Raw genomic sequence first — 26,751 nt, forward strand, 5'->3', positions numbered from 1 at the left:
ACCCTAACGGGACCGGGCGGCCCGGCGTTGGTTGGGTGGGATTGAAGCGGGCATGAAAGAATTGCCCAATGGCTGAAGACACGCAGGGTACAGACACGCCCACCACCGCCCCCATCAACGTTCCGGACAAGCCGGCCCTCGAAGGCCTCGAAGCCACGCTCACCCAGCGCTGGCTGTCCGAAGGAACCTACAAGTTCAACCCCGACACCACCCGGGAGCAGGTCTACTCGATCGATACTCCCCCGCCCACCGCGTCGGGTTCCCTGCATGTGGGGCACATGTTCTCCTTCACCCAGACGGACGTCCAGGCGCGCTACATGCGCATGACGGGCAAGAACGTCTTCTACCCCATGGGCTGGGACGATAACGGCCTGCCCACCGAGCGGCGCGTGCAGAACTACTACGGCGTGCGGTGCGACCCCGCTGTTCCGTACAACGCCGACTACCGGCCACCGGCCCAGCCGGCCAAGAACCAGCGCGATTTCGACGTCGTGTCCCGGCAGAACTTCATCGAACTCTGCGAGGAACTGGCTGTTGAGGACGAGAAGGTCTTCGAGAACCTGTTCCAGACCCTGGGCCTGTCCGTCGACTGGGACCTGACGTACCGCACCATCGATGACACCTCCCGTGCCGTGTCACAGCGCGCTTTCCTGGCCAACCTGGCCGCCGGCGACGCCTACATGGCCGAGGCCCCGACCCTGTGGGACGTGACGTTCCGCACGGCGGTGGCGCAGGCAGAGCTGGAGGACCGCGAAGTTCCCGGCGCCTACTACCGCTACCCCTTTTTCACCGAAGACGGCGAAAAGATCTTCATCGAGACCACACGTCCGGAATTGCTGGCCGCGTGCGCCGCGCTGGTGGCAAACCCCGACGACGAGCGGTACCAGCCGCTGTTCGGCAAGACCGTGACGTCGCCGCTGTTCGGCGTCGAACTGGAGGTCAAGGCCCACCCGCTGGCAAAGGCGGACAAGGGCTCGGGTATCGCCATGGTCTGTACCTTCGGCGACCTGACCGACGTCACCTGGTGGCGCGAACTGCAGTTGCCCACGCGCGCCATCATGGGCCGTGACGGCCGCATCATCGGCGAAACCCCCGAGTGGATCACCAGCGAGTCCGGCAAGGAGGCGTACGCGGCCATTGCCGGCAAGACGGCGTTCTCCGCGAAGGAGGCCGTGGTGGAACTGCTCAAGGAAGCCGGCCTGCTGGACGGTGAGCCGAAGAAGATCACCCACCCGGTGAACTTCTTCGAGAAGGGCGATAAGCCGCTCGAGGTTGTGACCTCACGCCAGTGGTACATCCGCAACGGCGGCCGCGACGAGGACCGCCGCGAACGCCTGATCGGCCGCGGCAAGGAGATCGACTTCCACCCCTCGTTCATGCGCTCCCGCTACGAGAACTGGATCGCCGGGTTGAACGGCGACTGGCTGGTCTCCCGGCAGCGGTTCTTCGGCGTGCCCATTCCGGTCTGGTACCCGCTGGACGGGCAGGGCAACCCGGATTACGACCACCCCATCCTCCCCTCGGACGACATGCTCCCCGTGGATCCGGCAGCGGACGCCGCGCCCGGCTTCGACGAGACGCAGCGCGACCAGGCAAACGGCTTTACCGGAGATGCCGACGTCCTGGACACCTGGGCCACGTCATCCCTGACCCCGCAGATCGTGGGCGGCTGGAGCCGCAACGAGGACCTCTTCGCGAAGGTGTACCCGTTCGACCTCCGCCCCCAGGGCCATGACATCATCCGCACCTGGCTGTTTTCCTCTGTGGTCCGCGCCGACGCCCTCCAGGAGAGTGCGCCCTGGAAGCACGCGGCCATCTCCGGCTGGATCCTGGACCCGGACCGCAAGAAGATGTCCAAGTCCAAGGGCAACGTCGTTGTCCCCACGGATGTGCTGAATGAGTACGGCTCGGATGCGGTCCGTTACTGGGCCGCCTCTGCGCGCCTCGGGGCCGATACCGCCTATGAGATTGCGCAGATGAAGATCGGCCGGCGCCTGGCCATCAAACTGCTCAACGCCTCCAAGTTCGTGCTGAACCTGGGCGCCACCGAAAACTCTGTCCTCTCTGACGATCTTTCGGTGTTGACCAACCCCTTGGACCGCGCACTGCTGGCGCAACTTGCCGACGTCGTTGCCCAGTCCACCAAGGCGTTTGAGAACTACGACTATGCCCGGGCCCTGCAACTCACGGAATCGTTCTTCTGGCAGTTCACGGACGATTACGTGGAACTGATCAAGGACCGCGCCTACGGTGCCGCCGGCGAATCAGAGCAGGCGTCGGTGCTGGCCGCTTTGGCAACCACCCTGGACGCCCTGCTGCGGCTCTTTGCCCCCTTCCTCCCGTTCGCCACGGAGGAAGTCTGGAGTTGGTGGCGCAGCGGCTCAGTCCACCGCGCAGCATGGCCGTCGGCGCTGGAGATTCCCGGCGGTGACACCACCATGCTGGCCACGGTGGGGATTGCCCTCAGCGGAGTCCGCAAGGCCAAATCCGAGGCAAAGGTCAAGCAACGGACCGAGGTGCTGTCCGCCACGATCACCGCAACTGAGGCCCTGACGGCACAGCTGCGGGCCGGGCTGGCGGATTTGAAGGCGGCATCAAACGCCCGCGAAATTACCTTAGTGGTGGGTGACGGGGATCTTGCGGTCACCGACGTTGCCCTCGCCGCGAGCGACGAGCCCGCCAAGGCCTGACACCCGGTCCCGTCAGGCCGCCCTGGTTCCAGGGCAAAGGGGAAGCCCCATCAGCGTTTTGCCGTTGGTGGGGCTTCGACTTTTCGGCCATCTGGTGACGTTTGTCCGATGGTCTGGCAGGATCCGCTGAGTTTCCAGGTCTTACTGCTCCGTCACTGGCAGCTTGCATTCGACTTTGCCGATGGCTGCGTCGAAATTGCATATCACTGAATCTTTGGTTCCTGCGTCCCGCTTCTTTCGAAGTGGGTAAGAACCATTGTTCTCCCGTGCCGGGCCACGTGCAAGGGCCCCGGGGGAACTACTGTCATGTAGTTCCCCCGGGGCCCTTGGCGTGCAATCGAACCGGGTTCTAGTCGAACTCGGGGCTCTCAGTGCGGCTGCGCTTCAGCTCGAAGAAGTGGGGATAGCCGGCGATCGCGGTGGTTGCATCCCACAGCTCCCCGGCAACTTCGCCACGCGGAATGCGGGTCAGGACGGGGCCGAAAAAGGCTGTTCCGTTGAAGGCCACCACCGGCGTCCCAACGTCCTGGCCCACCAGGGAGATTCCTTCCTCGTGGCTGGCCCGGAGCTCAGCGTCAAAAGCGTCAGTGGCCGCGGCGTCGGCGAGGGACTCGGGGAGGCCGCATTCGGCGAGGGCCTTGGCAATGACCTCCGACCGGTCCTTCTCCCCACGCTCGTGGATCAGGGTTCCCATGGCGTCGTACAGCGGCTTGATGACCTGCGGGCCGTGCCCTTCGCGGGCCGCGATGATCACGCGGACCATACCCCAGGCGTTGTCCATGGATTCCCGGTAGGCCGGCTCAAGATCGCGGCCCTCGTTCAGGACGGCCAGGCTCATGACGTGCCATTCGGTCTCGATGTCACGGACGGCCTCCACCTCGCCAATCCAGCGGGACGTAATCCACGCGAACGGGCACAGGGGGTCGAACCAGAAATCGGCTTTGTTCTTGGCGGGTGCAGTCACGAAAATCCTCTCGGTCAGGCAGACTTGCGGCGCTTGGCCGCGTGCGGAATCAGGGTGGGTTCGGCGCCCCGCAGCACCACATCCTCGGTGATGACCACGCTGGCAACGTCCTCGCGGCTTGGCAGATCGAACATCACCGGAAGCAGTACTTCCTCCAGGATGGCGCGAAGGCCGCGGGCACCGGTGCCGCGCTCAAGGGCCTGCTCCGCGATGGCGTCCAGGGCGGTGTCGTCGAACACCAGTTCCACGCCATCAATCTGGAACATCTTCTGGTACTGCTTCACCAGGGCATTCTTTGGGGTGGACAGGATCTGGATCAAGGCGTCACGATCCAGGTTGGAGACGGTGGTGATGACAGGAAGCCTGCCGATGAATTCGGGGATCAGGCCAAACTTCAGCAGGTCCTCCGGCATGACTTCGCCGTATGAGTCGACCTTCTTGCTGGCCTCGTTGAGCGGGGCGCCGAACCCGATGCCCTTGCGCCCGGAGCGCGAGCCGATGATCTCTTCCAGCCCGGCGAAGGCACCGGCCACGATGAACAGGACGTTCGTGGTGTCGATCTGGATGAATTCCTGGTGCGGATGCTTCCGGCCGCCCTGCGGCGGGACCGACGCCACCGTGCCTTCCAGGATCTTCAGGAGTGCCTGCTGGACGCCCTCGCCGGACACGTCCCGGGTGATGGAAGGGTTTTCGCTCTTCCGCGAGATCTTGTCGATCTCATCGATGTAGATGATGCCCTGTTCGGCCTTTTTGACGTCGTAGTCCGCAGCCTGGATGAGCTTGAGCAGGATGTTCTCGACGTCCTCGCCGACGTAGCCCGCCTCCGTCAAAGCGGTGGCATCTGCCACGGCGAACGGAACGTTCAGGCGCCTGGCCAGGGTTTGGGCAAGGTAGGTCTTGCCGCAGCCGGTGGGACCGATGAGGAGGATGTTGGATTTGGCGATCTCGACGTCGTCATGGTGCCCGGCGTCGCCGAGGCTCCCGGACTTGGGCGCGTGCCCGGCCTGGATGCGCTTGTAGTGGTTGTAGACCGCGACGGCGAGGGAACGCTTGGCGGGCTCCTGGCCTATGACGTATTCCTGCAGGAAGTCGAAGATCTCCCGCGGTTTTGGAAGTTCGAAGCTGCCCAGGTCCGCGACTTCGGCGAGTTCCTCTTCAATGATTTCGTTGCACAACTCGATGCATTCATCGCAGATGTAGACACCGGGCCCGGCAATGAGCTTGCGGACCTGCTTTTGGCTCTTTCCGCAGAAAGAGCACTTCAGCAGATCAGTGCTCTCGCCAATCCGAGCCATATGTGAACCCCTTAGTATCCTGCTGCCAGGCAGCCCTGCGCCGTTGCTGAAAAATCTCTTCCGGCCAGCGGGGACCGGTTTGTGACATCTTCCACTCTAGGTCACATTCGACGCCAAGGGTGGAATGAAAAGGCCGGTGCGGCCAAATGAACTTGGCCGCACCGGCTAATGGCACTGCTACCGCGTGATCGCCTGCGGTTTGATCTTGCGGGAATCGAGCACCTGGTCGATCAGGCCGTAGGCCTGCGCTTCAGCGGCCGTCAGGATCTTGTCGCGCTCAATGTCGTTGTTGACCTGCTCCGACGTGCGTCCGGAGTGGTGGGCCAAGGTGTCCTCCAGCCAGGAGCGCATCCGCATGACCTCTGCCGCCTGGATCTCAAGGTCGGAGGCCTGGCCGCCCTGGCCGCCGGAGAGCGCCGGCTGGTGGATCAGGACGCGGGCATTGGGCAGTGCCAGCCGCTTGCCGGGGGTACCGGCGGCCAGCAGAACGGCCGCCGCACTGGCGGCCTGGCCCAGGCAGACCGTCTGGATCTCGGGACGGATGTACTGCATGGTGTCGTAGATGGCAGTCATGGCCGTGAACGAGCCACCCGGAGAGTTGATGTACAAGGTGATGTCGCGGTCCGGATCGGTGGACTCCAGAACCAGCAGCTGGGCCATGATGTCGTCGGCAGATGCGTCGTCCACCTGCACGCCGAGGAAGATGATGCGGTCCTCGAAGAGCTTCGTGTAGGGGTCCTGGCGCTTGAAGCCGTAGGGCGTGCGTTCCTCGAACTGCGGCAGGACGTAGCGGCTGGACGGAAGATTCCCGGCGGACCACCCAAAGTTGTAGTTCATTGTGTTTACTCCTGATCGAAGGGGTTTCTGGATGCCGGTTAGTTCTGCGAGGCTGATTCGCCGGAGGATCCGTTGGACGTTCCGCCGCCGCCGGAAACCGACCCGGCGTGCGCGGCGATCTTGTCGAAGAAACCGTATTCAAGGGCTTCGGTGGCGGTGAACCACTTGTCGCGGTCGTTGTCCTTGAGGATGGTCTCCACGGTCTGGCCCGTCTGCTCGGCAGTCAGTTCCGCCATGACCTTCTTCATGTGCAGGATGAGCTCGGCCTGGATCTTGATGTCCGAGGCGGTGCCGCCGATGCCGCCGGAGGGCTGGTGCATCAGCACGCGTGCGTTCGGCGTGGCGTAGCGCTTGCCCTTGGTGCCGGAGGACAGCAGGAACTGGCCCATGGAGGCTGCCAGGCCGGTGGCCACGGTGACGACGTCGTTGGGAATGAACTGCATGGTGTCGTAGATGGCCATGCCTGCCGTCACGGATCCGCCGGGCGAGTTGATGTAGAGGTAGATGTCCTTTTCAGGATTCTCCGCGGACAAGAGCAACAGCTGCGAGCAGATGGCGTTGGCGTTATCGTCACGCACCTCCGAGCCCAGCCAGATGATCCGCTCCTTGAGGAGGCGGTTGTAAATGTAGTTGTCCTGGGCTGCAGGATCGACGGTCGCCATCCGGGGGGCCTCTGAGTGCTGTGACATGTTTATTTACCTCTCACTGGTGACGGTGACATCACTGAAAATCACTACTTGGACACTAACCGGTTTCCCGGATGATTTGTTCGCGCACTGACTGCTGTTCGCTGACGGCGCACGATCGGCGGACAGCGCCCCGCTCCGGTTTGCCGCCCAACGCGAACGGCCCCCGGATCGGAAGGATCCAGGGGCCGTTCGCTGCGGCTGGGAAGGACTATGCCTTGGCGTCGGCAGTGGTTTCCGCTGCCTCGGCAGTTTCGGTTTCCGCCGCGTCGGTGGCGTCAGCCTCAGTGGCTTCCTCGGCGGGAACTTCCTCGCCGCCGGGGCGGACAAAGTCGCTCAGGTCGACTGCGTTGCCCTCGGTGTCGGTCACCGTGGCCTGGCCCAGGACGACGGCCAGTGCCTTGCGGCGGCGGACCTCGGAGACCATCATGGGGACCTGGCCGCTCTGATCGATGATCTGGGCGAACTGGTTGGGGTCCATGCCGTACTGGCTGGCGGTGGTGACGATGTAGTCGATCAGCTCGCTCTGGCTGACGTTGACTTCTTCCTTCTCGGCGATGGCGTCGAGGATGATTTCGTTCTGGAAGGCGCGGGCCGTATTGGCGCGGACCTCTTCGCGGTGCTCTTCGGTGTCGTGTTCGCCGTCTCCGTGGCCGTTGCCCTCCTGGAAGTGGGCTTCAAGCTGCTCTTCGACGACCGAGTCGGGAACGGGAACCTCAACCAGCTCGACGAGCTTGTCGAGGACCTTGTCGCGGGCTTCGACGCCCTGCTCGACGATCTTGGAGTCGGCAGCCTGCTTGGCGAGGTCCTCGCGGAGCTCGGCAAGGGTGTCGAATTCGGAGGCCAGCTGGGCGAAATCATCGTTCGCCTCCGGCAGTTCACGCTCCTTGACGGCCTTCACGACGACCTTGACCTGGGCGGCTTCGCCGGCGTGGTCGCCACCCACCAGGGTGGTGTCGAAAATGGCGTCCTCATCCGCGCTGAGCCCGGTGACGGCCTCGTCCATGCCCTCGAGCATGGTGCCGGCACCCACCTGGTAGGACAGGCCGGCAGCGGAGTCAACCTCTTCGCCGTCGATCGTGGCGGTGATGTCGATGGTCAGGAAGTCGCCGTCGGCGGCCGGACGGTCAACGGACTTGAGCGTGCCAAAGCGGCCGCGCAGCTCGTCGAGGGCCTTGTCGACGTCAGCCTCGGAGGATTCCGCGGCGGCCACCTGGACCTCGATGCCGGAGTAATCAGGGAGTTCGATTTCGGGGCGGACGTCAACCTCGGCGGCGAACTTCAGGCCGCCGTCGGTTGCGGAAGGATCGGGCACCTCGGTGATCTCCACCTCGGGACGGCTCAGGGGGCGGATGCCGGATTCCTGCACGGCAGCCTGGTACCAGCCGTTGAGGCCATCGTTGATGGCGGTCTCCAGGACGTAGCCGCGGCCGACGCGCTGGTCGATGAGCTTGGCGGGAACCTTGCCCTTGCGGAACCCGGGGACCTGGATCTGCGAGGCAACGGTCTTGTAGGCCGAGTCGATGCTGGGCTTCAGTTCCTCAAAGGGGACCTCAACATTGAGCTTGACCCGCGTGGGGGTGAGGTTCTCGACAGCGCTCTTCACGGTCTAAGTACTCCTGGGTTGTGGGATGGGTTTCTGCAAAACGCGTTGGATGTCCAGGCCTGCTGGTCCTGGCCGCAGAGTCGGGGTGACAGGATTTGAACCTGCGACTTCCTGCTCCCAAAGCAGGCGCTCTAGCCAAGCTGAGCTACACCCCGTAAGTGCACAGGCAAGTCTACGGTGATACGCGTCGCGAATGCACATTTGACACGTAGGCCATGGATTAGGTTTAGTTGTATCCGGCTTCAACAGCCAGCCCGGAGTTTCCGCGAAAAGCGGATCTTCCTTCGGGGACGTAGCTTAATGGTAAAGCCTCAGTCTTCCAAACTGATTACGCGGGTTCGATTCCCGTCGTCCCCTCCATAAACACAAGAAGGCCCCTCCATGGAGGGGCCTTCTTCGTTTTTCCTACTCGGCCGGCCGCTGGCAGGAGGGGCACCAGTAGAGGTTTCGCCCCACGAGGTCGGTGACGAGCACGGTGGTCCGGCACACCCTGCAGGGCAGGCCCTGCCGCTTGTAGACGAAGTGGACGTCCTCGCCGGCGGGGAAGTGCGCACCCATGGGCGGCACGGGATTCCCGGCTGCAGCGGCCTTGGCGGCGGTGGTCCCATTGAGGGTCCAGTACTTCGGCGGCGTGGTGATGATCCGTCCGTCGGCGACGCCGTCGGCCATGACGGCGACGACGTCACGCCACAGCTTCCGGGCATCGCCGTCCGCGACGGCGCCGCCGGGAAGCCACGGATCCAGCCGGCGCCGGAACAGCACTTCGGCGCGGTAGACGTTGCCTACCCCGGCAATGATCTTCTGGTCCATCAGCAGCGCAGCCAGCGGCGTCTTCCGGGCCCGAAGGTTCGCCGCGAACCGGCCCGCGTCGCCCCGCAGGTTCCGCAGCGGATCCGGTCCGAGCCGGGCCAGGACGGCGTCCGCCTCCGCGGCGGTGATGGTTTCGCAGGTGGTTGCCCCGCGCAGATCCGCCCAGCCATGGCTCCCGGCCAGCCGGACCCGGACGGCCCCCACCGGTGGCGGCGGACCCTCGTACGCTTCGCCGCCGTCGTCATCCCCGCCGGAAAAGGCTTCCCGCTCCCCCACCCGGCGGGGCGCGCCAATACTGGAGGCGCCGGCGAAAGTGCTGTCGCCGCCGAAGCTCCAGGCGCCGTACAGGCCGAGGTGGACGTGCAGCACCAACGCGTTGTCAAAGTGGAGGAACAGGTGCTTGCCGTGTGCCTCGGCGGCGACGAGGGCGTGCCCGTCAAGCAGGGCCGCTCCCCCGGCAAACCTGCCCTGCGGGCTGGAAACAGCCAGGGTCTCGCCAAGGAAGACGTCTCCGAACTGCCGGGCGAGCCTGCGGACCGAATGTCCCTCAGGCACTACTCGATGACCTCGCCCGTGGCCTCATAGGCTGCGATCTTGCCAATCCGGCGGACATGGCGCTCATCGTTGCTGAACGGCTCGGCAAGGAAGGCCTCAATCAGTTCGGTGGCTTCTTCCACCGAGTGCTGGCGGCCGCCCACCGCCACCACGTTCGCGTCGTTGTGCTCGCGGGCGAGGGTGGCGGTGGAAAGGTTCCACGCCAGGGCGGCACGTACGCCCTTGACCTTATTCGCGGCAATCTGCTCACCGTTTCCGGAACCGCCCAGCACGATGCCCAAGGCGTGCACGCCTGCCTGCTGGTCGGCGACCACGGCGAGGGCGGCGTTAATGCAGAAGGAGGGGTAGTCGTCCTGGGCGTCGTAGACCTTGGGCCCGTGGTCCACCACCTCGTACCCCTTGCCCGTCAGGTGGGACACCAGGTGGGCACTGAGCTCCATCCCGGCGTGGTCGGTAGCGATGTGGACCCGCGGGAAGGCAGGGGAAGTTGTCACGAGCAAGATCCGTTCGGTTCGGTGGGCTGGCGGCCGGCCGGGTGGGGGCCGGAACAACACCGATAAGGATACTAGGACTGCTCCGGGGTCAGGACCCGGGCTGCCCAACCGCCGGCGGTCCGCCCCCGCGCCGTGCCCTGGCCGCGACCCTGGTCAGGACATCGGCCAGCCGTGCCGCAGAGTCCAGGGTGCCGCCGCTTACGGCCAGGCGCTGGCCGTCCGTCTTGCGCACGACGACGGCGGGCCCGCTGCTGACCAGCATCGCCGCGGTGCCGCGGTGGTGCCGGTAGCCCCACCCGCCGTAGTCAGCGGCCCTCACCTCGGCTGCGCTGGCGGCCGAAATGGCGCCGGCGGGGACATCCATGACAGGTACCACTCCGGCAAGCAGGACTTTCAGGCCGCCGCGGTCAGCTTTGACGCGGGCGAACAGGAACGCCGTGCTGACGGCGGCCAGGAGGACCAGCAGGATCCCGAGCCACGGCAGCACGACGGCGAGCAGCGCTGCCGGGAACAGCGTGGCGATGCCGATCATGACGAAGACCGAGCTCCGGGCGTGCACCCACAACCGGATGGTGTCCAAGGCGAGATCCGGGTCCGTTTCCCTGGCGATGGCGGTTTGCAGGGCACGGTCGTCGTCCGGGGACCACTGCCGGTCAGCCTTGTAGACCATGGCCATGGTGACGCCCAGGGAAACAGCAGCGCCGCTCCCGAGCGCCAGGACGGTCATGTCCACGCGTGACTGCCGGGCGTCAGCGAGCCCCACCTGGCCGATGAGGCCTGCCGCCAGGGCCGAGGTGATAAAGAGGCTGAGGAAGAAGCCGGTGCCCATCATGATCCGGCGCATCAGCACGGGCCTGCCCAGGGGCACCGCCTGCAGCAGGACCACCCAGCCGGCAACCACAATCGCCCCGGCCCCTGCGCCCACATAGGCGCCGAATGGGGCGAAGGCGGCACCGCCGTCGGCCGTCCAGCGCACCGCGAGCGGGTCTGGAAGGTCAGGCCGGAGCAGCCAGGCGCAGAAGGCGAAGGCGGCGGCGAGCGCGACGGGGAACCCGAGGGCAAAGCGCAGCGCCTTGGCATCCACCGAATCCAGCAGCTTTCCCATGCATCCAACGCTACCCCCGCAACCCCGGGAGGAAATGACGCGGCCGGGGCCGCGGCGCGCTGTGACCCGGGCAAGCTGTGACCCGGGCAACTTGCCAAGGACTGCAAGGATGAAAGAATGCAGCACAGTGCCGGAACCGGGACCACCGGCCGGCAACCGAAACTTCTCTGGAGGCCCTCCTTTGCCAGGTATGAACCTGACGCGCGCCGAAGCCCGTGAGCGCGCCGAACTGATCACCGCCGAGTCCTACGATGTCAGCCTCGACCTGACCCGGGGCGGAGAGGTCTTTGGCAGCACCACCACCGTGAAATTCACGGCCGTGCCGGGATCGTCCAGCTTCATTGATGCTGTGACCCGGACCGTGCACAGCGTGACGCTGAACGGCCGCGCCCTCGATCCCGCAACCATGTCCGACGGCGTGCGGATCCAACTGCCCGGGCTGGAGGAGCACAACGAGCTGACCGTCGTGGCTGACATGCCCTACATGAATACCGGCGAAGGCCTGCACCGGTTCGTGGATCCGGTGGACAACGAGGTCTATCTCTATACCCAGTTCGAGGTTCCGGATTCACGCCGCATGTTCACCGTCTTCGAACAGCCCGACCTGAAGGCAACCTTCGCGTTTACGGTCACGGCGCCCTCGCACTGGGATGTGGTGTCCAATTCCCCCACCCCGGAGCCGGTGCAGGCCCCGCCCGCGGAGGACGGCGGAGCCAGGTCCGTATGGGCATTTGCGCCCACCCCGCGCCTGTCCTCCTACGTCACCGCGCTGATCGCCGGACCGTACCAGTCCGTCCGCAGCGAGGTGGCCAGCTCGGACGGACGCGTCATCCCGTTGGGCGTGTTCGCGCGGAAGTCGCTCATGCAGTACCTGGACGCGGACAATATCTTCGAACTGACCCGGCAGGGCTTCGGGTTCTTCGAAGCCCAGTTCGGCTGCCCCTACCCGTTCGAGAAGTACGACCAGCTGTTCGTGCCGGAATTCAATGCCGGCGCCATGGAAAACGCCGGCGCGGTCACCATCCTGGAGGGCTACGTCTTCCGCAGCAAGGTCACCGGCGCGCAGATCGAGCGGCGCGCCATTACGGTGCTCCACGAGCTGGCCCACATGTGGTTCGGGGACCTGGTGACCATGCGGTGGTGGAACGACCTCTGGCTCAACGAGTCCTTTGCGGAGTACATGTCCCACCTGGCCGCGGTGGAGGCCACGTCCTTCACCAGTGCCTGGACCACGTTCGCGTCCGTGGAGAAGTCATGGGCCTACCGCCAGGACCAGCTGCCCACCACCCACCCCATCTTCGCCGAGATCAACGACCTGCAGGATGTCGAGGTCAACTTCGACGGCATCACCTACGCCAAGGGCGCCTCGGTGCTCCGGCAGCTGGTGGCCTGGGTGGGTCCTGAACAGTTCATGGCTGGCGTCCGGGAGTACTTCGCCAAGCACTCCTGGCGCAACACCGAGCTGCGCGACCTGCTGGTGGAGCTGGAGAAGGCCAGCGGACGCGACCTTGACGGCTGGGGCCGGCAGTGGCTCGAGACGGCGGGCGTGAACACCCTCACCCCCGAGCTGGACGTGGACCAGGACGGGACGCTGAAGTCCCTGGCGATCGTGCAGTCCGCCGTTCCGGAGTGGCCCACCCTCCGGCCGCACCGCCTTGCCGTGGGGTTCTACAACCTCAACGACGCCGGAAAGCTGGAGCGGGTGCACCGCGAGGAGCTGGATGTCGACGGCGAACGCACGGAGGTGGCGGGCGTGGCCGGCCTGGCGCAGCCGGACCTGATCCTCGTCAACGACGATGACCTCGCCTACGCCAAGGTGCGGCTGGACCCGAAATCCCTGGCCACCGCCACCGCACACCTCAAGGACTTCGAGGCCAGCCTGCCCCGCACCCTCGTCTGGAACTCGGCATGGGATGCGGCCCGGGACGGCCAGGCACCGGCACGGAAGTACGTGGAGCTGATCCTGGCCAATGTGGCCGCGGAGACCGATTCGTCCGTCATCCTGGTCCAGCTCCGCCAGCTGGCCACCACCCTGAATTTCTACGTGGCGGAAGAACACCGCGAAGCCACCATGGTGGCAGCCGCAGACAGGTTGTGGGAGCTGGCATCGGAAGTCCCCGGCGGCTCCGACGCGCAGCTGCAGTTCGTGAAGTCCTTTGCCCTCCTTGCCGGCAGCGCGTCCCAGCTCGACCGGGTAGCGGCCCTGCTGGACGGCTCAGCGGTCCTGGACGGGCTGGCCGTCGACCAGGACCTCCGGTGGGAGCTCGTGGCATCCTTGGTGGCCGGCGGCCGGATGGGCCAGGACGGCATCGACGCCGAGCTGGAGCGGGACAACACGTCCAGCGGGCAGAACGCCGCGGCCCTGGCAAAGGCCGCGCTTCCCACGGCGGAGGCCAAAGCGGCCGCCTGGGAGTCGATCGTGGTCAAGGGTGACCTGTCCAACGCCCTGCAGGGATCGGCAGTGGCCGGCTTCATGCGGGTCCGGGACCGGTCGCTGCTGGAGCCGTACGCGGAGAAGTATTTCGCGGCGGTGCCGGCCATCGTGGCGACCCGGACCCACGCACTCGCCCAGCAGATCGTCGTCGGCCTCTACCCGGCGCTGCTGACCACGCAGGCCACCATCGACCAGACCGACGCCTTCCTGGCGTCGCTGCCCGCGGAAAGCGCCGCGCTGCGGCGGATGATGCTGGAAAACCGCGACGGCGTGGCCCGGGCCCTGCGCGCCCGCGCAGCCGACGTGCTGCCGGACGGCAGCGCGGGGTGAGCATCGGCGAACACACCTACACGCTGACGGTCCAGTGGACCGGCAACCGGGGTGGCGGCACGTCGTCGTACCGGAGCTACTCGCGGGACCATGACGTGCTCATCCCGGGCCTGCCGGTATTGAAGGGCTCGGCGGACCCGACATTCCATGGGGACCGGGAACGGTACAACCCCGAACAGCTCCTCCTGGCGGCCCTGGCGCAGTGCCACATGCTGTCCTACCTGCACGTGGCCGTGAAGCATGGCGTGGTGGTCACTGACTATCGGGACGAGGCCTCCGGGGTAATGCGGCTCAACCGCGACGGCAGCGGCCAGTTCGAACAAGTGACGTTGCACCCCAGGGTCACCGTCGCCGACGCCGGCCAGGTTGAGCTGGCCGCCGGGCTGCACCATGAGGCGAACCAGGTGTGCTTCATTGCCCGGAGCGTGAACTTCCCGGTGGGGCACCAGCCCGTTACGGTGGCAGGCTAGGCACCGCCTTGGTGGAGCATAGCGATCAGCCGCTGCTCCACCTCGGGCGACAGGCCGGCCTTGCGGGGCCGGTCCAGCCCCCGGGCGCGTTCGTCGGCCAAGGTGTCCGCCAGGGTTTCCCGCCAGGGCCGCAGCACCATTCCTGCGGCCCTGGCGGCCTGGTTGCTCCGGGCCATGAAACCCTCGTGGCCGGGCGGGAGCCAGAGCGGCAGGGAGTCCGGGCCTGACCAGTAGTTGATCCCTTGCGCCACCAGCCACGCTTCGGCGGCAGTGGCCGGAGCACCTTGGTGGCCTGCTGTTTCCCGGCAGGCATCCACCAGGGCTCCGAACGGCACCTCTTCCCCACAGGCGTTCAAAGCACCGGTGGTGCCCTGTACGGCCGCGGCCAGGATCCAGGCGGCCAGGTCCCGGACGTCAATGGCCTGGGTAGGATGGGCGGCAATATCCGGGACCAGAACCGGCTCCTGGTTACGGGCGAAGCGCGCGGGCCAGTAGCCGTATCGGTCGGACGGGTCGCCGGGGCCGCTGATCAGGCCGGCGCGGCACAGATGGGCGTTCCCGGCAGTCGCCTCAAGGGTGGCCGCCTCGATGGCCACTTTGGACTCTCCATAGTTCTCCGGCGCGGACGGAATCCCCGGAGCGAGCGGAGGCAGGAGGGGTGCGTCCTCCGCCGCGCCCGGAACCGAATGGTCCGCGTAGGCCGAGCAGCTGGAAACAAAGGTCCAGTGCCCCGTCCGGGCGGCCAGCGCCTTGAGTGCGCCGCGGGCAGGTCCGGGGTCCCGCGCCACCTCGATCACGGCATCCCACTCGCCCTCCACCTGGGCATATGCCGCAGCGCCGGCGGACCGGTCCGCCTGCACCCATGCCGTGCCCCGCGGCGGTCCACCCGCGGTTCCCCGGGCCAGGCAGGTGACGGCGTGTCCCGCGGCCAACGCCTGCGCGGCAATGTGCTTGGAGAGGAAGGCCGTACCGCCCAGGATGAGGATGCGCATTGCTCCACGCTACGGCGCTAGGGTTGAAAGAGAACAGCGCAAACCCCCAAGGAGCTATTTCCCCCCATGGTCAGTATGTTGTCCATCATCCCCCCGGTCTCCAGCCAGCCCGGCGGCGTCAGCGTTCCGGGCATAGTGATCAGCGTCGGTGTCGGTGTCGGCGTCTGGCTTGTTGCCACCTTCATCATCTCGCGCATCACCAAGCGGGTGGCGTCCGGAAGCAACTTCTTCAAGAAACCCACGTTCAAGTGGGTGGCACCTGCCCTCAGGGCCCTGGACCACGAACGGCGCGTCCAGCGGGCGGAAACCATCGGGTCGCTGCTGAACAGCATCGTCGGGGTCCTGGTGGCAGTCATCACCGGCATGTATGTCCTGCAGAACCTGGACATCAACATCGCTCCCCTGCTGACCAGCGTGGGAATCCTGGGTGTGGCCATCGGCTTTGGCGCCCAGCAGCTGATCCGCGACTTCCTGGCCGGGATCTTCATCACCATCGAGGACCAGTACGGCATCGGCGATGTCATCGAAACCAGCGAGGTGGTGGGCGTAGTGGAGTCCATGGGGCTCCGGATCACGCGGGTCCGCTCCGACGACGGCGCCATCTGGTACCTGCGCAATGGCGAGATCCTGCGCGTGGGGAACCGCTCGCAGGGCCGTTACCTTCCGCTGCATGAGTCCGAGGACGGTACCACCGACCAGGCCTCTGCCCACGTGGAGACCCCAAAGACTGACCAGAAAGCCGGCGAGTAGCATGACTCTTCCCATCGAACCACGCCCCGGCGTCCCGGGCCCCCTCCAGCCACAGCGGCCCCAGCTGATGCAGAACGACCCCTTCAGCCAGCCGGCGTACACCGACAGTTTCTACGAAGCCGTGGGCGGCCACGAGACGTTCGTGAAGCTCATTGATGTTTTCTACGACGGGGTCGCCGCCGATCCGCTGCTTCGGCCGATGTACCCGGAGGAAGACCTGGCTCCGGCAAAGCGCCGGTTCCTGATGTTCCTTGAGCAGTACTGGGGCGGACCCACAACCTACGGTGAGGAGCGCGGGCATCCGCGCCTGCGGATGCGGCACATGCCCTTCAAGGTCACGCCGGAAGCAAAGGACCGGTGGCTGTTCCACATGCGCGCGGCAGTGGACACCCTGGACCTGCCGCCGCTCTATGAGGGAACACTGTGGGAGTACATGGAGCGTGCGGCCCTGTCCATGGTGAACAGTCCGTCCGGCGCGTGATGCCCGCCCGCCGGGAGCCCGGGTTTACAGGAGGCCGCTGCCGGTGCGCGCCAGGACGTGCCCGCGCGGGCCACTGAGCCTGAACCAGCGGCCGGCACGGTAGAGTGCCTGTTCGCCGTCGGCAAGGAACCCCAGGGCAAGTGCTGCGAAAGCTGCGCCGGCCGGCAGGCCGGAGTGGTCCAGTTCGCGTCCCCACACGGCAGCCCGGGCGTTGTTGACGATCAGGGCGCCGGGTTTCTCCGGCACGATGCCCGCCACTTCGCCGATGCCCGACTCGGCGGCCTCCCGCAGGCGGGCGTCGCTGATGGCGCCCAGCGGCTCCCATCCGCCACGCGGGGCGCCTACCCCGGTCCAGGATTCGGTGACGGTGGTGGGCGGAACCGGCAGGTCGACGTCGGATGCGCCGGCGCGGGCAAGCCGGTCCAGGACGGCCGCCAGGGGCACCGTGACGTCTGTCACTGACGGCTCCGCCAGCGCCATGGTGCGCAGGCCCAGGATGGTGGGGGTCGATTCACCAAGCAGCCGGGGCCGCAGGACGCACACGTAGGCCGCCAGGACGGAGCCGGCGGCCTGGAGCCGGATGGCGCCGTCGTCAATTGCCTTGGCGCGGGTGGCGAACGTCTTCAGGTCCGCAAGATCCCTGGGATCGGCGAAACGGAAGGACGAAGTGAGGAGATCAGACACAACAAGAACACTACCGGCTGCGGGCAGGTTGAGTGGTTCCGCGGCCGCCGTCTAGAGTCGGACCATGACTGAAGCCGAAGCCGGACTGCTGGCGCCCCCCAGCGGCGATCCCACCTCATCGCTGATCGAACTGCTGGACCTTGGTGATCTCGAAGGCGCCCGGACGGACGAGGACATCTTCCTCGGCCCCTCCCAGCGGCAGCCGCATCACAGGGTCTTCGGCGGCCAAGTGCTGGCGCAGTCCCTTGTTGCTTCCACCAGGACGGTTGATCCGGACCGGCTGGTCCATTCCATGCACGGCTACTTCCTGCGGCCCGGCGACGCCAACAAGCCCATCACGTTCGGTGTGGAGCGGTTGCGGGACGGCAGGTCGTTTTCGGCCAGGCGTGTCCATGCTTACCAGGACGGTGTGCCGATCCTGTCCATGATTGCTTCCTTCCAGGTTGAAGCCGAGGGCATTGAACACGCGGCCGCCATGCCGGCCGGGATCCCGGATCCGGAGTCGCTTCCCAGCACTGCGGACCTGCTGGGCAAGTTCGACCATCCGGTGGCGCGGCATTGGGCGTATGAGCGGCCCTTCGACATCCGGCATGTAGACCCTGCCCTGTACGTTTCGGCCAATGGTCCGCGCGAGGCGCGCAACGCCGTTTGGATGAAGACCCTCGGTCCCGTGCCGGACGACCCCAACCTGCACCGGGCGGCCCTGGCCTATGCCAGCGACTACACCCTGCTCGAGTCAATCCTCCGGAGGCACGGACTGAGCTGGATCACCCCCGGGATGAACGTTGCCAGCCTGGACCATGCCATGTGGTGGCACCGTCCCGCCCGGGTGGACGACTGGCTGCTGTACGTCCAGGAGTCGCCCAGCGCCCAGGGTGCCCGCGGCCTGGCCACCGGCAGGATCTTCAACAGGGCAGGCCAGCACGTCGCCTCCGTGGCCCAGGAGGGCATGGTGCGGGTCCCGCTCGACACGGCGGGAACGCCCGAATCCGGGTCATAGGGAATCCCTGGACGACATAAGGGCGGCACCCTCTCGGGTGCCGCCCTTATGTCTTCGTGGGTAGGCCGCTTTGTCGGCCGCGGTTTAGTCGCGGGTGAGGCGGCGGTGGGTCACACGGTGCGGCTTGGCAGCGTCGGGTCCGAGGCGTTCGACCTTGTTCTCCTCGTAGGATTCGAAGTTGCCCTCGAACCAGTACCACTTCGAGGGGTTTTCCTCGTCACCCTCGTAGGCGAGGATGTGGGTGGCCACCCGGTCGAGGAACCACCGGTCGTGGGAAACGACGACGGCGCAGCCGGGGAACTCCAGCAGGGCGTTTTCCAGGCTGCTGAGGGTTTCGACGTCGAGGTCGTTGGTGGGCTCGTCAAGGAGCAGCAGGTTGCCGCCCTGCTTCAGGGTCAGGGCAAGGTTCAAGCGGTTCCGCTCACCACCGGACAGGACGCCGGCCTTTTTCTGCTGGTCCGGGCCCTTGAAGCCGAATGCTGCAACGTAGGCGCGGGAGGGCATCTCCACGTTGCCGACCTGGATGAAGTCCAGCCCGTCGGACACGACCTCCCACAGGGTCTTGTTGGGATCGATACCGCCACGGCTCTGGTCCGCGTAGGAGATCTTGACCGACTCGCCGATCTTCAGGTCGCCGCCGTCGAGCGGTTCCAGGCCCACGATGGTCTTGAACAGCGTGGTCTTGCCAACACCGTTGGGGCCGATGACGCCCACGATGCCGTTCCGCGGCAGGCTGAAGGACAGCCCGTCGATGAGGGTCCGGTCCTCGAAGCCCTTCTGGAGGTTCTTTGCCTCCAGCACCACGCCGCCGAGGCGGGGTCCCGGCGGGATCTGGATTTCTTCGAAGTCAAGCTTGCGGGTGCGGTCGGCCTCCGCAGCCATTTCCTCGTACCGGGCCAGACGCGCCTTCGACTTGGTCTGGCGGCCCTTGGCGTTGGAGCGGACCCAGTCCAGTTCCTCCGCGAGGCGCTTGGCCTGCTTGGCGTCCTTCTTGCCCTGGATCTCAAGGCGGGCGCGCTTCTTCTCCAGGTAGGTGGAGTAGTTGCCTTCGTAGGGGTAGAGGTGTCCGCGGTCCACCTCGGCGATCCACTCGGCCACGTGGTCGAGGAAGTACCGGTCGTGGGTGACGGCAAGGACGGCGCCCGGGTAGCTCGAAAGGTGCTGCTCGAGCCACAGCACGCTTTCGGCGTCCAGGTGGTTGGTGGGCTCGTCGAGGAGCAGCAGGTCCGGCTTCTGCAGCAGGAGCTTGCACAGTGCCACGCGGCGGCGCTCACCACCGGAAAGGTTGGTAACGTCGGCGTCGGCCGGCGGGCAGCGGAGGGCGTCCATGGCCTGCTCGAGCTGGGAGTCGAGGTCCCAGGCGTCGGCGGCATCAATGGCTTCCTGCAGTTTGCCCATCTCTTCGAGGAGGGTGTCGTAGTCGGCGTCCGGGTTGGCCATTTCCTCGGAGATCTCGTTGAAGCGCTGGATCTTGCCGTAGATCTCGCCAACGCCTTCCTGGACGTTGCCCAGGACGGTCTTTTCCTCGTTCAGCGGCGGTTCCTGAAGCAGGATGCCCACGCTGTATCCGGGGCTGAGCCTGGCCTCACCGTTGGATGGCGTGTCCAGCCCGGCCATGATCTTGAGAATGGTGGACTTACCGGCACCGTTGGGGCCCACAACACCAATCTTGGCACCCGGGAAGAAGGACATGCTTACGTCATCAAGGATGAGCTTTTCGCCAACGGCCTTGCGGGCCTTGGTCATTGTGTAGATAAATTCCGCCATGGTCTCAAATCTAGTGGGTCGGCGGGCAGATCTCACATTTGCAGGGATCCTTCGGATCGATCAGGACCCGACGAAGCACTTCCCGCTGGCAAGGACGGGCAGGACGGTGACGGTCACGGCCCCTTCCCGGACCTGTCCGATCACGCAGTCCTTGCCTTGCAGCACCGCCGCCTCGATGGCATCCGCTTCCAGCCCGGTCGGCGTGCGGCTTTGCGAGACCTGGAGCACGCCCGGTGAAATGCCGGCTCCCGTCAGGGCGTCGCTTACCTGCCCCGTGGCGGGTTTGGGGGCACCGGCGGCCAACTTGGTCAGGGCGTCGGTGACCGTCCGCTTCACCGTCTCGGTGGCCGCGGCGTCGGCGGCCTGCGACGAAGCTCCGGAGGTGTCCGCGAGCGCCCCGCCGCTGTTTTCACCAGTGGCCGCCGAGGCCTGGGGCCGCGCGGACTGTCCCTGCGTGGCCTGGGCGGCAGCTGACGGAGCCGGGTTGCCGGGCTGGGCCATGGCGGGATCGTTCGATGCAGGACCGGCAACGCACCCTGTCAAGAGTGTGGCCAGGACGGCGCACGCCAGCGCTGCACCGGCCCGGTTGTACTGCCGGTGGGAAAGGGTGTGCCGCATGGTGCCATTCTGCCATGGCCCCGTAAGCGGACGGGCGGTGGACGGCCGGGGGGTGCCGCCGCTCCGCCCGCCCGGGACCTGATGGGACGCGCTGAAGGCTGATGCGTGGTTCCTAGACTTCTGCGAGTTCCCCCGTTTCGAGGTCAAGCGAGGCCATGGCACCATCACTGTCCTCGATGACCACTGACAGATGGCCTTCATCGTCCGGGTGTTCGTCGTCCCTGTCCTCGGGCTCATCCGGGAGTTGGTCCAAGCCCGGGTGGGGGCCGGGCTCGGGGGCTGGTGGTTGTTCCACGAGCGAGAGCGCCGGCCGTGACGATGTCCGGATGAAGTTGGCCGAGCCCAGCGAAAGGTCGTGCCCCACGGTGTCGGCGTCAATGACGGTGGAGTGGTAGATGCGCCCGTCCTTCTCCCAGGTGCGGATCTTCAGTTTGCCAACCACGATGACGGGCTGTCCTTTCCGGATACTGCATCCAAGGGTTCCCGCGAGCTGGCGGTAGCCCTGGACGGTGAACCAGTTGGTGTGGCCGTCATACCAGGTTTTGGTTTCCCGGTCGAAACGGCGGCTGGTGGAACCGACGCGGAAAGAGGCCGTGGCCACTCCCCCCGGCGTGGTGGAACTCGTGATCTCGGTGGCCACGAAGCCCCGGATGGTGATCGTTTCGCTCATCTCTTCGTCCTGTCTCAATGGTGCTGCCCTGTGCAGGCATGACCAGCATTGCGCCCGACGGCGGACGGAAGGAGGGGGAGGTTGGTGTATGTGGACAACGAGGGTGCAGGCGCCTTTGTGGAGGGACAGTGGGTGACGGATGACAGCGCCGGCAGCTCCGGCAAGGTAAACTTTTCGAGGCGCCGGCGTACAGGCCGGAACCCATTGCCTCAGTAGCTCAGGGGATAGAGCAGCGGCCTTCTAATCCGCCGGTCGGGGGTTCGATTCCCTCCTGGGGCACCCGGATACGCCCCGGTCTTCGGACCGGGGCGTTTTTTGCATTAACCCTTGCTATGCCAGCAGCTTGTGCGGCGCTTCGACGAGCGACCGGATGACACTGCCGGCAGCACCCAGGAGCGCCCCCGACTCCCCCACGGCCGATACCGAGACCTGGCCGGCCGCGTACCTGCCTGGAGCGTACTTTTGCAGGCTCTCAAGCAGCGGACTGCGGAGCCATGGTTCGAGGACGGCGAAGTGGCCGCCGAGGACGACGGAGGCAATATTGACCACCCGGGCTGTTGACGCGAGCGCTATGCCCAGGCAGCGCCCCGCACGCTCGACGGCGGCCAACGCCCCGGGCTGCCGTGCGTCCAGCGCCTGGAGGAGCTTGGCCATGGCGGCCGAACGCGAATGTTCCACGGGTCCAATCCCGGCCGCCTCGAAGATGGCATCCTGGCCGGCCACGGTTTCCAGGCAGCCCGTCCCGCCGCATGAGCATCGCGCGCCGTCGGGGTCCACCACGATGTGGCCCACTTCGCCGGCGTGGCCGCCGGGGCCCGTGAAGAGTTCGGACCCAATCACCAGGCCGCCACCGACGCCCACCTCACCGGAGACAAAGAGGAAATCGGATGCCCCATCGGGCCGGTGCCGCAGCTCGGCCAAGGCCGCAGCGTTGGCTTCGTTGAAGAGGGCAACCCCCAACGGCGCTTCCGGCAGGAGGGCGCCAAGGTCAAGGTCGACGCCGGCCCAGCCCAGGTTGGGTGCCGTGAGCACCCGTGCGGCGGCAGGGTCCACCAGCCCGGGCACGGCGAGCCCGCCGCCCAGGACCTCGACGCCATGTTCCCCGGCCGCACTCCGAACCCGGGCGGCCAAAACGGCGAGCGCCGCCATGACGGGACCGTCCACGCTGTTGCGGTTGTCGCGTTCCTGCACTTCACGGACCAGCACTTTTCCGGCCAGGTCAACCACTGCAGCGGAGATGTAGTCCACATTGATCTCCATCCCCATCACTGCCCGGCCGGGGTTGAGTTCCAGCCCGACACCCGGCCGCCCGCGCCCCTGCGGGTTGAAGCCGATCTCGCGGATGATGCCGGCATCCAGGAGATCCAGCACCAGGCTGGACACGGATGCCTTGGTCAGGCCGGTAGCGGCTGCCAGCTGGGCGCGGCTGGGATGGGCCCCCCGCGGGAAGTCGGCGATCCGCCCCAGCACCAAGGCCAGGTTGCTTCGCCGGACGTCACCCACGCTTCCAGGGGCCGACCCCCCGGATCCCGCCACGGCGGGTGCCGGTATCACCATCACAAAGCTCCTCCGTCAGCACGTGGGCCCGGCCGTCATGTGCCCGCCGGACCCTTGACCCCACCCTACGTCCACCCATATAGTTCAGGCAATAAACTAAAGCTTCGCATCCGGCGGAGCACTCGATTGCAAGGACGCATCATGACTCACTCCCCCACCCCCGCTGACAAGTTCACCTTTGGCCTTTGGACCGTCGGCTGGACCGGCGCCGACCCGTTCGGCGTGGCCACCCGCGCCGCGCTGGACCCCGTGGAAGCAGTCCACCGGCTCAGCGAACTGGGCGCCTATGGCATCACCTTCCACGACAACGACCTGGTCCCTTTTGACGCCACCGCCTCCGAGCGGGAGCTGATCCACAAGAACTTCCGCGCAGCCCTGGCAGAGACCGGCCTGAAGGTTCCGATGGTCACCACCAACTTGTTCAGCCACCCGGTGTTCAAGGACGGCGGCTTCACCTCGAACGACCGCTCCATCCGCCGCTTCGCCCTCTCCAAGGTCCTGCGCAACATCGACCTCGCCGCGGAACTCGGCGCCGAAACCTTCGTCATGTGGGGCGGCCGCGAAGGCAGCGAGTACGACGGATCCAAAGACCTGGCCGCCGCGCTTGACCGGATGAAGGAGGGCGTGGACACCGCAGCGGGCTACATCAAGGACAAGGGCTACAACCTGCGGATCGCACTGGAACCCAAGCCCAACGAACCCCGCGGCGATATCTTCCTGCCCACTGTCGGACACGGCCTGGCCTTCATCGCCCAACTGGAACACGGCGACATCGTGGGCCTGAACCCGGAAACCGGCCACGAGCAGATGGCCGGGCTGAACTTCACCCACGGCATCGCCCAGGCCCTCTGGGCCGGCAAACTCTTCCACATCGACCTCAACGGACAGCGCGGCATCAAGTACGATCAGGACCTTGTCTTCGGCCACGGCGACCTGACCAGCGCCTTCTTCACGGTGGACCTGCTCGAAAACGGCTTCCCGGGGGGTGGACCGAAGTACGACGGCCCGCGCCACTTCGACTACAAGCCTTCCCGCACCGACGGCTACGACGGCGTCTGGGAATCCGCGAAGGCCAACATGTCCATGTACCTGCTGCTCAAGGAGCGGGCCCTCGCCTTCCGCGCCAACCCCGAAGTCCAGGAGGCGCTCAAGGCCTCCGGCGTCTTCGAACTCGGCGAGCCCACGCTCAACGCCGGCGAAAGCACCGCGGACCTGCTCGCCGACGCCGCCTCCTTCGAGGACTTCGACGCCGACAAGGCCGCCGAGCGCTCCTTCGCGTTCGTCCGCCTCAACCAGCTTGCCATCGAACACCTCCTGGGCGCCCGCTAGGCCATGGCACTCGTCGCAGGGATCGACAGTTCAACCCAGTCCTGCAAAGTGGTAATCCGCGACGCGGACACCGGAGAACTGCTCCGCCAAGGCCGCGCCGGCCACCCCGACGGCACCGAGATCCATCCGGACCACTGGTGGACGGCGCTGCAAAAAGCCGTTGCCGAAGCGGGCGGCCTGGATGACGTGGCCGCCATCTCCGTCGGCGGCCAGCAGCACGGAATGGTCTGCCTCGACGCAGACGGTGACGTGGTCCGTCCGGCACTGCTGTGGAACGACACCCGCAGCGCCGGGGCAGCGGTGGAGCTCATCAACGGCGCCGGCAGCGGAGACCCCGTTACCGGCGCCCGGTACTGGGCCAACGCCACGGGCACCGTCCCCGTGGCCTCACTGACAGTGACCAAGCTGCGCTGGCTTGCGGAGAACGAGCCGGACAACGCCGCCAAGGTCGCGGCCGTATGCCTCCCGCACGACTGGCTGACCTGGCGGCTCGCCGGTTACGGGCCCGGCAGCGGCGCGTCGGGCCTGGCCGCACTGGCAACGGACCGCTCTGATGCCTCGGGCACCGGGTACTACTCGTCGGCGGAGGGCCGGTACCTGCCGGACGTCCTGGCATCCGCGCTGGGACACGTCCCCACCGTCCCCAAGGTTCTCGGGCCACTGGAACAGGCGGGCCGCACCCCCGCCGGCTCCCTGCTCGGAGCCGGTGCCGGGGACAACGCGGCCGCCGCGCTCGGCGCCGGAGCGGACTTGGGCGACGTCGTCATGTCCCTGGGCACGTCCGGAACCGTATTTGCCGTCTCGGACACGGCGCCGGCGGATGCATCGGGACTGGTGGCCGGGTTCGCCGATGCAGCCGGCCACTACCTTCCGCTGGTGTGCACGTTGAACGCCACGCGTGTTTTCGATGCCACCGCCGCCCTGCTGGGCGTCGACCTGGCGGAGTTCAACAGGCTGGCACTCTCTGCCGAACCGGGCGCCGGAGGCCTGGCCCTGGTCCCGTACTTCGACGGGGAACGGACGCCCAACCTCCCGGACGCCACCGGCACCCTGCATGGCATCACGCGGGCCAACTACACCCCCGCCAACCTGGCGCGCGCCGCCGTCGAAGGCGTGGTCTGCTCCCTGGCTGACGGCCTGGCAGCGTTGCAGGAACAGGGCGTGGCCGCGCGGAGGATCCTCCTCGTGGGCGGCGGCGCCCAGTCCGACGCAGTGCAGGACGTCGCAGCGCGCCTGCTGGGAACCCGTGTCACGGTTCCCCTCCCGGGCGAGTATGTCGCGGACGGAGCGGCCCGCCAGGCCGCCGCCGCACTCACCGGGCAGTTCCCCGCCTGGTCCGCGGACGCCGTCGAGCTGCCCGTGGGAACGGACGACGCCGGCGTGCTGGCCCGCTACCGCAGCGTCGCCTTGGCGCACGCCTAGGTCGGTCCGCGAAACCACGAAGGACCCGGACCGCCTGCGGCGGTCCGGGTCCTTCCATATGGGGCGCGGGCTCCTGCCTGCGGAAAACGCCGGCAGGAGCCCACGGTCTGTATCCGGTCAGGCGAACGGGAGGACGAGCTCCGCGTACCGCTCCTTGACCGTGGCCAGGACGGCATTGCCGTCCGTGTCCCAAATCTCCTGGTTGAAGATCTCCACCTCGATGTCTCCGGTGTAGCCGGCGTCCCGCACCCAGGTGCCGATCGTGGCGAAGTCCACCACGCCGTCGCCCATGTACCCGCGGGACAGCAGCGGGTCCGCGGCGATGGGCATGTTGAAGTCGCACACCTGGTAGGAGGCGAGGCGGTTTTCCCGGCCGGCGCGCCCGATTTGCGCCTTCAGTTCCGGGTCCCACCAGACATGGAAGGTGTCGACGGCGACGCCCACCGTTGAGGGATCGAACGGCGCGGCGAGGTCCAGCGCCTGCCCCAACGTGGAAATCAGGGCACGGTCGGCCGCATACATCGGGTGCAGCGGCTCCAGCACCAGGCGTACGCCGTGCTCCGCAGCGAACGGGACCAGGTCGGCGAGCCGGTCGGCAACGCGCTGCCGCGCCGCCACGACGTCCTTCTCCCCCGGGGCCAGGCCTCCTACCACCAGGAAGAGTTCCCGGGTGTCCAGGGCCACAGCCTCAAGGATCGCCTCGCGGTTGTCCGCGAGCGCAGCCGCCTGGCCGTCGGCGTCCGCCGCGGTGAGGAACCCGCCGCGGCACAGCGAGGATACACGCAGGCCGGCATCCTTGATCAGGCGGGCCGCCTTGTCCAGGCCGGCCTCCTCCACCCGGTCCCGCCAGGGGCCGATCGAGGGAATGCCGGCGTTGACGCACCCCTCCACCACCTGGGCGAGCGTCCACTTCTTGGTGGTGGCGCTGTTGATGGACAGGCGTGCGAAGTCGCTCATACGCCCACCCCGTTGATGCGCAGGTAGTCGGACATCCGGAAGGCCGCCAGTGCGGGGTCCTTCAGCAGTCCGGCCTGGTCCGCGAGCTCGAAGGTCCTGGCCAGGTGGCAGACCGAGCGGCCCGAATGCAGGCCGCCCACCATCTGGAAACCGGGCTGCTTGCCGTTGAGCCAGGACATGAACGCGATGCCCGTCTTGTAGTAGAACGTAGGGGCGCTGAAGATGTGCTTGCCCAGTTCGCGGGTGGA

General features: G+C 66.7%; 24 protein-coding genes and 3 tRNA genes. 10 read left to right on the forward strand and 17 right to left on the reverse strand.

The features are described from left to right. Positions 1–68 precede the first annotated feature (68 nt). Positions 69–2,690: a valine--tRNA ligase gene (valS, locus tag DFO47_RS11315; protein ID WP_133831670.1), complete on the forward strand. Its 2,622-nt coding sequence runs from the start codon at positions 69–71 to the stop codon at positions 2,688–2,690. Positions 2,691–3,039: 349 nt separating this feature from the next. On the opposite strand, the gene DFO47_RS11320 is transcribed toward valS, so the two are convergent. From DFO47_RS11320 to DFO47_RS11345, 6 genes are all read right to left on the reverse strand, one after another. Continuing rightward, positions 3,040–3,654, reverse strand: a complete 615-nt coding sequence (locus DFO47_RS11320; RefSeq protein ID WP_279586704.1) for a DsbA family protein — start codon at positions 3,652–3,654, stop codon at positions 3,040–3,042. A gap of 14 nt (positions 3,655–3,668) precedes the next feature. Then, positions 3,669–4,949, reverse strand: coding sequence for an ATP-dependent Clp protease ATP-binding subunit ClpX (gene clpX / locus DFO47_RS11325; RefSeq protein WP_018761579.1), 1,281 nt, complete (start codon positions 4,947–4,949; stop codon positions 3,669–3,671). 177 nt (positions 4,950–5,126) lie between these two features. Then, on the reverse strand, positions 5,127–5,786 hold the full coding sequence (locus tag DFO47_RS11330) for an ATP-dependent Clp protease proteolytic subunit (RefSeq protein WP_018761580.1): 660 nt from the start codon (positions 5,784–5,786) through the stop codon (positions 5,127–5,129). 38 nt (positions 5,787–5,824) lie between these two features. After that, positions 5,825–6,448, reverse strand: coding sequence for an ATP-dependent Clp protease proteolytic subunit (locus tag DFO47_RS11335; protein ID WP_018761581.1), 624 nt, complete (start codon positions 6,446–6,448; stop codon positions 5,825–5,827). 235 nt (positions 6,449–6,683) lie between these two features. Further along, positions 6,684–8,078, reverse strand: a complete 1,395-nt coding sequence (gene tig, locus DFO47_RS11340) for a trigger factor (protein WP_133831672.1) — start codon at positions 8,076–8,078, stop codon at positions 6,684–6,686. Between the two features lie 80 nt (positions 8,079–8,158). Continuing rightward, positions 8,159–8,233 (reverse strand) — tRNA-Pro (locus DFO47_RS11345). Positions 8,234–8,364: 131 nt separating this feature from the next. Between DFO47_RS11345 and DFO47_RS11350 the strand changes: the two genes are divergently transcribed. Further along, a tRNA-Gly gene (locus tag DFO47_RS11350) sits at positions 8,365–8,438 on the forward strand. A 45-nt stretch (positions 8,439–8,483) separates the two neighbouring features. Here the strand turns inward: DFO47_RS11350 and DFO47_RS11355 are convergent. From DFO47_RS11355 to DFO47_RS11365, 3 genes are all read right to left on the reverse strand, one after another. Beyond that, positions 8,484–9,443 (reverse strand): DNA-formamidopyrimidine glycosylase family protein, encoded by a 960-nt coding sequence (locus DFO47_RS11355; protein WP_133831673.1) that lies wholly within the window; start codon positions 9,441–9,443, stop codon positions 8,484–8,486. Next, complete coding sequence (locus DFO47_RS11360; protein WP_018761584.1) at positions 9,443–9,937, reverse strand: ribose-5-phosphate isomerase; 495 nt, start codon at positions 9,935–9,937, stop codon at positions 9,443–9,445. Before DFO47_RS11360 ends, DFO47_RS11355 begins: the two co-directional genes overlap by 1 nt. 88 nt (positions 9,938–10,025) lie before the next feature. Next, positions 10,026–11,042 carry a hypothetical protein gene (locus DFO47_RS11365; protein WP_133831674.1) on the reverse strand — a complete coding sequence of 339 codons (1,017 nt, stop codon included), beginning with the start codon at positions 11,040–11,042 and terminating at the stop codon, positions 10,026–10,028. Between the two features lie 190 nt (positions 11,043–11,232). Between DFO47_RS11365 and pepN the strand changes: the two genes are divergently transcribed. Next, positions 11,233–13,806 carry an aminopeptidase N gene (gene pepN / locus DFO47_RS11370; RefSeq protein ID WP_133831675.1) on the forward strand — a complete coding sequence of 858 codons (2,574 nt, stop codon included), beginning with the start codon at positions 11,233–11,235 and terminating at the stop codon, positions 13,804–13,806. Next, positions 13,803–14,276: an OsmC family protein gene (locus DFO47_RS11375; RefSeq protein ID WP_018761587.1), complete on the forward strand. Its 474-nt coding sequence runs from the start codon at positions 13,803–13,805 to the stop codon at positions 14,274–14,276. Before pepN ends, DFO47_RS11375 begins: the two co-directional genes overlap by 4 nt. Here DFO47_RS11375 and DFO47_RS11380 read toward each other — a convergent pair. After that, the gene (locus tag DFO47_RS11380) at positions 14,273–15,268 is read right to left on the reverse strand and encodes an NAD-dependent epimerase/dehydratase family protein (RefSeq protein ID WP_133831676.1); all 996 of its coding nucleotides are present in this window, start codon (positions 15,266–15,268) and stop codon (positions 14,273–14,275) included. The genes DFO47_RS11375 and DFO47_RS11380 overlap by 4 nt on opposite strands. A 66-nt stretch (positions 15,269–15,334) precedes the next feature. On the opposite strand from DFO47_RS11380, the gene DFO47_RS11385 reads away from it, so the two are divergent. Beyond that, positions 15,335–16,018 (forward strand): mechanosensitive ion channel domain-containing protein, encoded by a 684-nt coding sequence (locus DFO47_RS11385; protein WP_018761589.1) that lies wholly within the window; start codon positions 15,335–15,337, stop codon positions 16,016–16,018. Between the two features lies 1 nt (position 16,019). Continuing rightward, positions 16,020–16,499: a globin gene (locus DFO47_RS11390; protein ID WP_133831677.1), complete on the forward strand. Its 480-nt coding sequence runs from the start codon at positions 16,020–16,022 to the stop codon at positions 16,497–16,499. 24 nt (positions 16,500–16,523) lie between these two features. Here the strand turns inward: DFO47_RS11390 and DFO47_RS11395 are convergent, their stop codons facing one another. After that, positions 16,524–17,183 (reverse strand): hypothetical protein, encoded by a 660-nt coding sequence (locus DFO47_RS11395; RefSeq protein WP_133831678.1) that lies wholly within the window; start codon positions 17,181–17,183, stop codon positions 16,524–16,526. Positions 17,184–17,247: 64 nt separating this feature from the next. Here DFO47_RS11395 and DFO47_RS11400 point away from each other — a divergent pair, with 64 nt between their 5' ends. Next, a complete protein-coding gene (locus DFO47_RS11400; RefSeq protein ID WP_133831679.1) occupies positions 17,248–18,183 on the forward strand; it encodes an acyl-CoA thioesterase II in 936 nt (311 codons plus the stop codon). Positions 18,184–18,267: 84 nt separating this feature from the next. Here the strand turns inward: DFO47_RS11400 and ettA are convergent, their stop codons facing one another. The 3 genes from ettA to DFO47_RS11415 all read right to left on the reverse strand — a co-directional run bounded on the left by ettA (position 18,268) and on the right by DFO47_RS11415 (position 21,238). Next, positions 18,268–19,950 (reverse strand): energy-dependent translational throttle protein EttA, encoded by a 1,683-nt coding sequence (ettA, locus tag DFO47_RS11405; RefSeq protein ID WP_018761593.1) that lies wholly within the window; start codon positions 19,948–19,950, stop codon positions 18,268–18,270. 60 nt (positions 19,951–20,010) lie between these two features. Beyond that, a complete protein-coding gene (locus tag DFO47_RS11410; protein WP_109044450.1) occupies positions 20,011–20,568 on the reverse strand; it encodes a hypothetical protein in 558 nt (185 codons plus the stop codon). A gap of 112 nt (positions 20,569–20,680) precedes the next feature. Beyond that, the gene (locus DFO47_RS11415) at positions 20,681–21,238 is read right to left on the reverse strand and encodes a single-stranded DNA-binding protein (RefSeq protein WP_133831680.1); all 558 of its coding nucleotides are present in this window, start codon (positions 21,236–21,238) and stop codon (positions 20,681–20,683) included. A gap of 206 nt (positions 21,239–21,444) precedes the next feature. On the opposite strand from DFO47_RS11415, the gene DFO47_RS11420 reads away from it, so the two are divergent. Further along, positions 21,445–21,517 (forward strand) — tRNA-Arg (locus DFO47_RS11420). Positions 21,518–21,568: 51 nt separating this feature from the next. On the opposite strand, the gene DFO47_RS11425 is transcribed toward DFO47_RS11420, so the two are convergent. Beyond that, entirely contained in the window at positions 21,569–22,795 is a 1,227-nt protein-coding gene (locus DFO47_RS11425; protein ID WP_133831681.1) for an ROK family protein, read from the reverse strand. 141 nt (positions 22,796–22,936) lie between these two features. Here DFO47_RS11425 and xylA point away from each other — a divergent pair, with 141 nt between their 5' ends. Together xylA and xylB are read left to right on the forward strand one after the other, a co-directional pair. Next, complete coding sequence (xylA, locus tag DFO47_RS11430; RefSeq protein WP_018761597.1) at positions 22,937–24,124, forward strand: xylose isomerase; 1,188 nt, start codon at positions 22,937–22,939, stop codon at positions 24,122–24,124. A gap of 3 nt (positions 24,125–24,127) precedes the next feature. Continuing rightward, positions 24,128–25,546, forward strand: coding sequence for a xylulokinase (gene xylB, locus DFO47_RS11435; RefSeq protein ID WP_133831682.1), 1,419 nt, complete (start codon positions 24,128–24,130; stop codon positions 25,544–25,546). A 117-nt stretch (positions 25,547–25,663) separates the two neighbouring features. Here xylB and DFO47_RS11440 read toward each other — a convergent pair whose 3' ends face one another. Further along, positions 25,664–26,503, reverse strand: coding sequence for a sugar phosphate isomerase/epimerase family protein (locus DFO47_RS11440; protein ID WP_133831683.1), 840 nt, complete (start codon positions 26,501–26,503; stop codon positions 25,664–25,666). Beyond that, positions 26,500–26,751: DUF993 family protein (locus tag DFO47_RS11445; RefSeq protein WP_133831684.1), on the reverse strand; the 252-nt coding region annotated here is incomplete at its 5' end. The genes DFO47_RS11445 and DFO47_RS11440, both read right to left, overlap by 4 nt.

Origin of the sequence: Arthrobacter sp. AG258 (assembly GCF_004364695.1) — a bacterium.
In the GTDB taxonomy this organism is placed as follows: Bacteria; Actinomycetota; Actinomycetes; order Actinomycetales; family Micrococcaceae; genus Arthrobacter.

Coding starts and splice junctions, on each gene's coding strand:
- valS (WP_133831670.1), top strand. CDS start 69: ATGGCTGAAGACACGCAGGGTACAGACACGCCCACCACCGCCCCCATC.
- clpX (WP_018761579.1), bottom strand. CDS start 4,949: ATGGCTCGGATTGGCGAGAGCACTGATCTGCTGAAGTGCTCTTTCTGC.
- DFO47_RS11330 (WP_018761580.1), bottom strand. CDS start 5,786: ATGAACTACAACTTTGGGTGGTCCGCCGGGAATCTTCCGTCCAGCCGC.
- DFO47_RS11335 (WP_018761581.1), bottom strand. CDS start 6,448: ATGGCGACCGTCGATCCTGCAGCCCAGGACAACTACATTTACAACCGC.
- DFO47_RS11365 (WP_133831674.1), bottom strand. CDS start 11,042: ATGGGAAAGCTGCTGGATTCGGTGGATGCCAAGGCGCTGCGCTTTGCC.
- pepN (WP_133831675.1), top strand. CDS start 11,233: ATGAACCTGACGCGCGCCGAAGCCCGTGAGCGCGCCGAACTGATCACC.
- DFO47_RS11380 (WP_133831676.1), bottom strand. CDS start 15,268: ATGCGCATCCTCATCCTGGGCGGTACGGCCTTCCTCTCCAAGCACATT.
- DFO47_RS11385 (WP_018761589.1), top strand. CDS start 15,335: ATGGTCAGTATGTTGTCCATCATCCCCCCGGTCTCCAGCCAGCCCGGC.
- DFO47_RS11390 (WP_133831677.1), top strand. CDS start 16,020: ATGACTCTTCCCATCGAACCACGCCCCGGCGTCCCGGGCCCCCTCCAG.
- DFO47_RS11400 (WP_133831679.1), top strand. CDS start 17,248: ATGACTGAAGCCGAAGCCGGACTGCTGGCGCCCCCCAGCGGCGATCCC.
- ettA (WP_018761593.1), bottom strand. CDS start 19,950: ATGGCGGAATTTATCTACACAATGACCAAGGCCCGCAAGGCCGTTGGC.
- DFO47_RS11410 (WP_109044450.1), bottom strand. CDS start 20,568: ATGCGGCACACCCTTTCCCACCGGCAGTACAACCGGGCCGGTGCAGCG.
- DFO47_RS11415 (WP_133831680.1), bottom strand. CDS start 21,238: ATGAGCGAAACGATCACCATCCGGGGCTTCGTGGCCACCGAGATCACG.
- DFO47_RS11425 (WP_133831681.1), bottom strand. CDS start 22,795: ATGGTGATACCGGCACCCGCCGTGGCGGGATCCGGGGGGTCGGCCCCT.
- xylA (WP_018761597.1), top strand. CDS start 22,937: ATGACTCACTCCCCCACCCCCGCTGACAAGTTCACCTTTGGCCTTTGG.
- xylB (WP_133831682.1), top strand. CDS start 24,128: ATGGCACTCGTCGCAGGGATCGACAGTTCAACCCAGTCCTGCAAAGTG.
- DFO47_RS11440 (WP_133831683.1), bottom strand. CDS start 26,503: ATGAGCGACTTCGCACGCCTGTCCATCAACAGCGCCACCACCAAGAAG.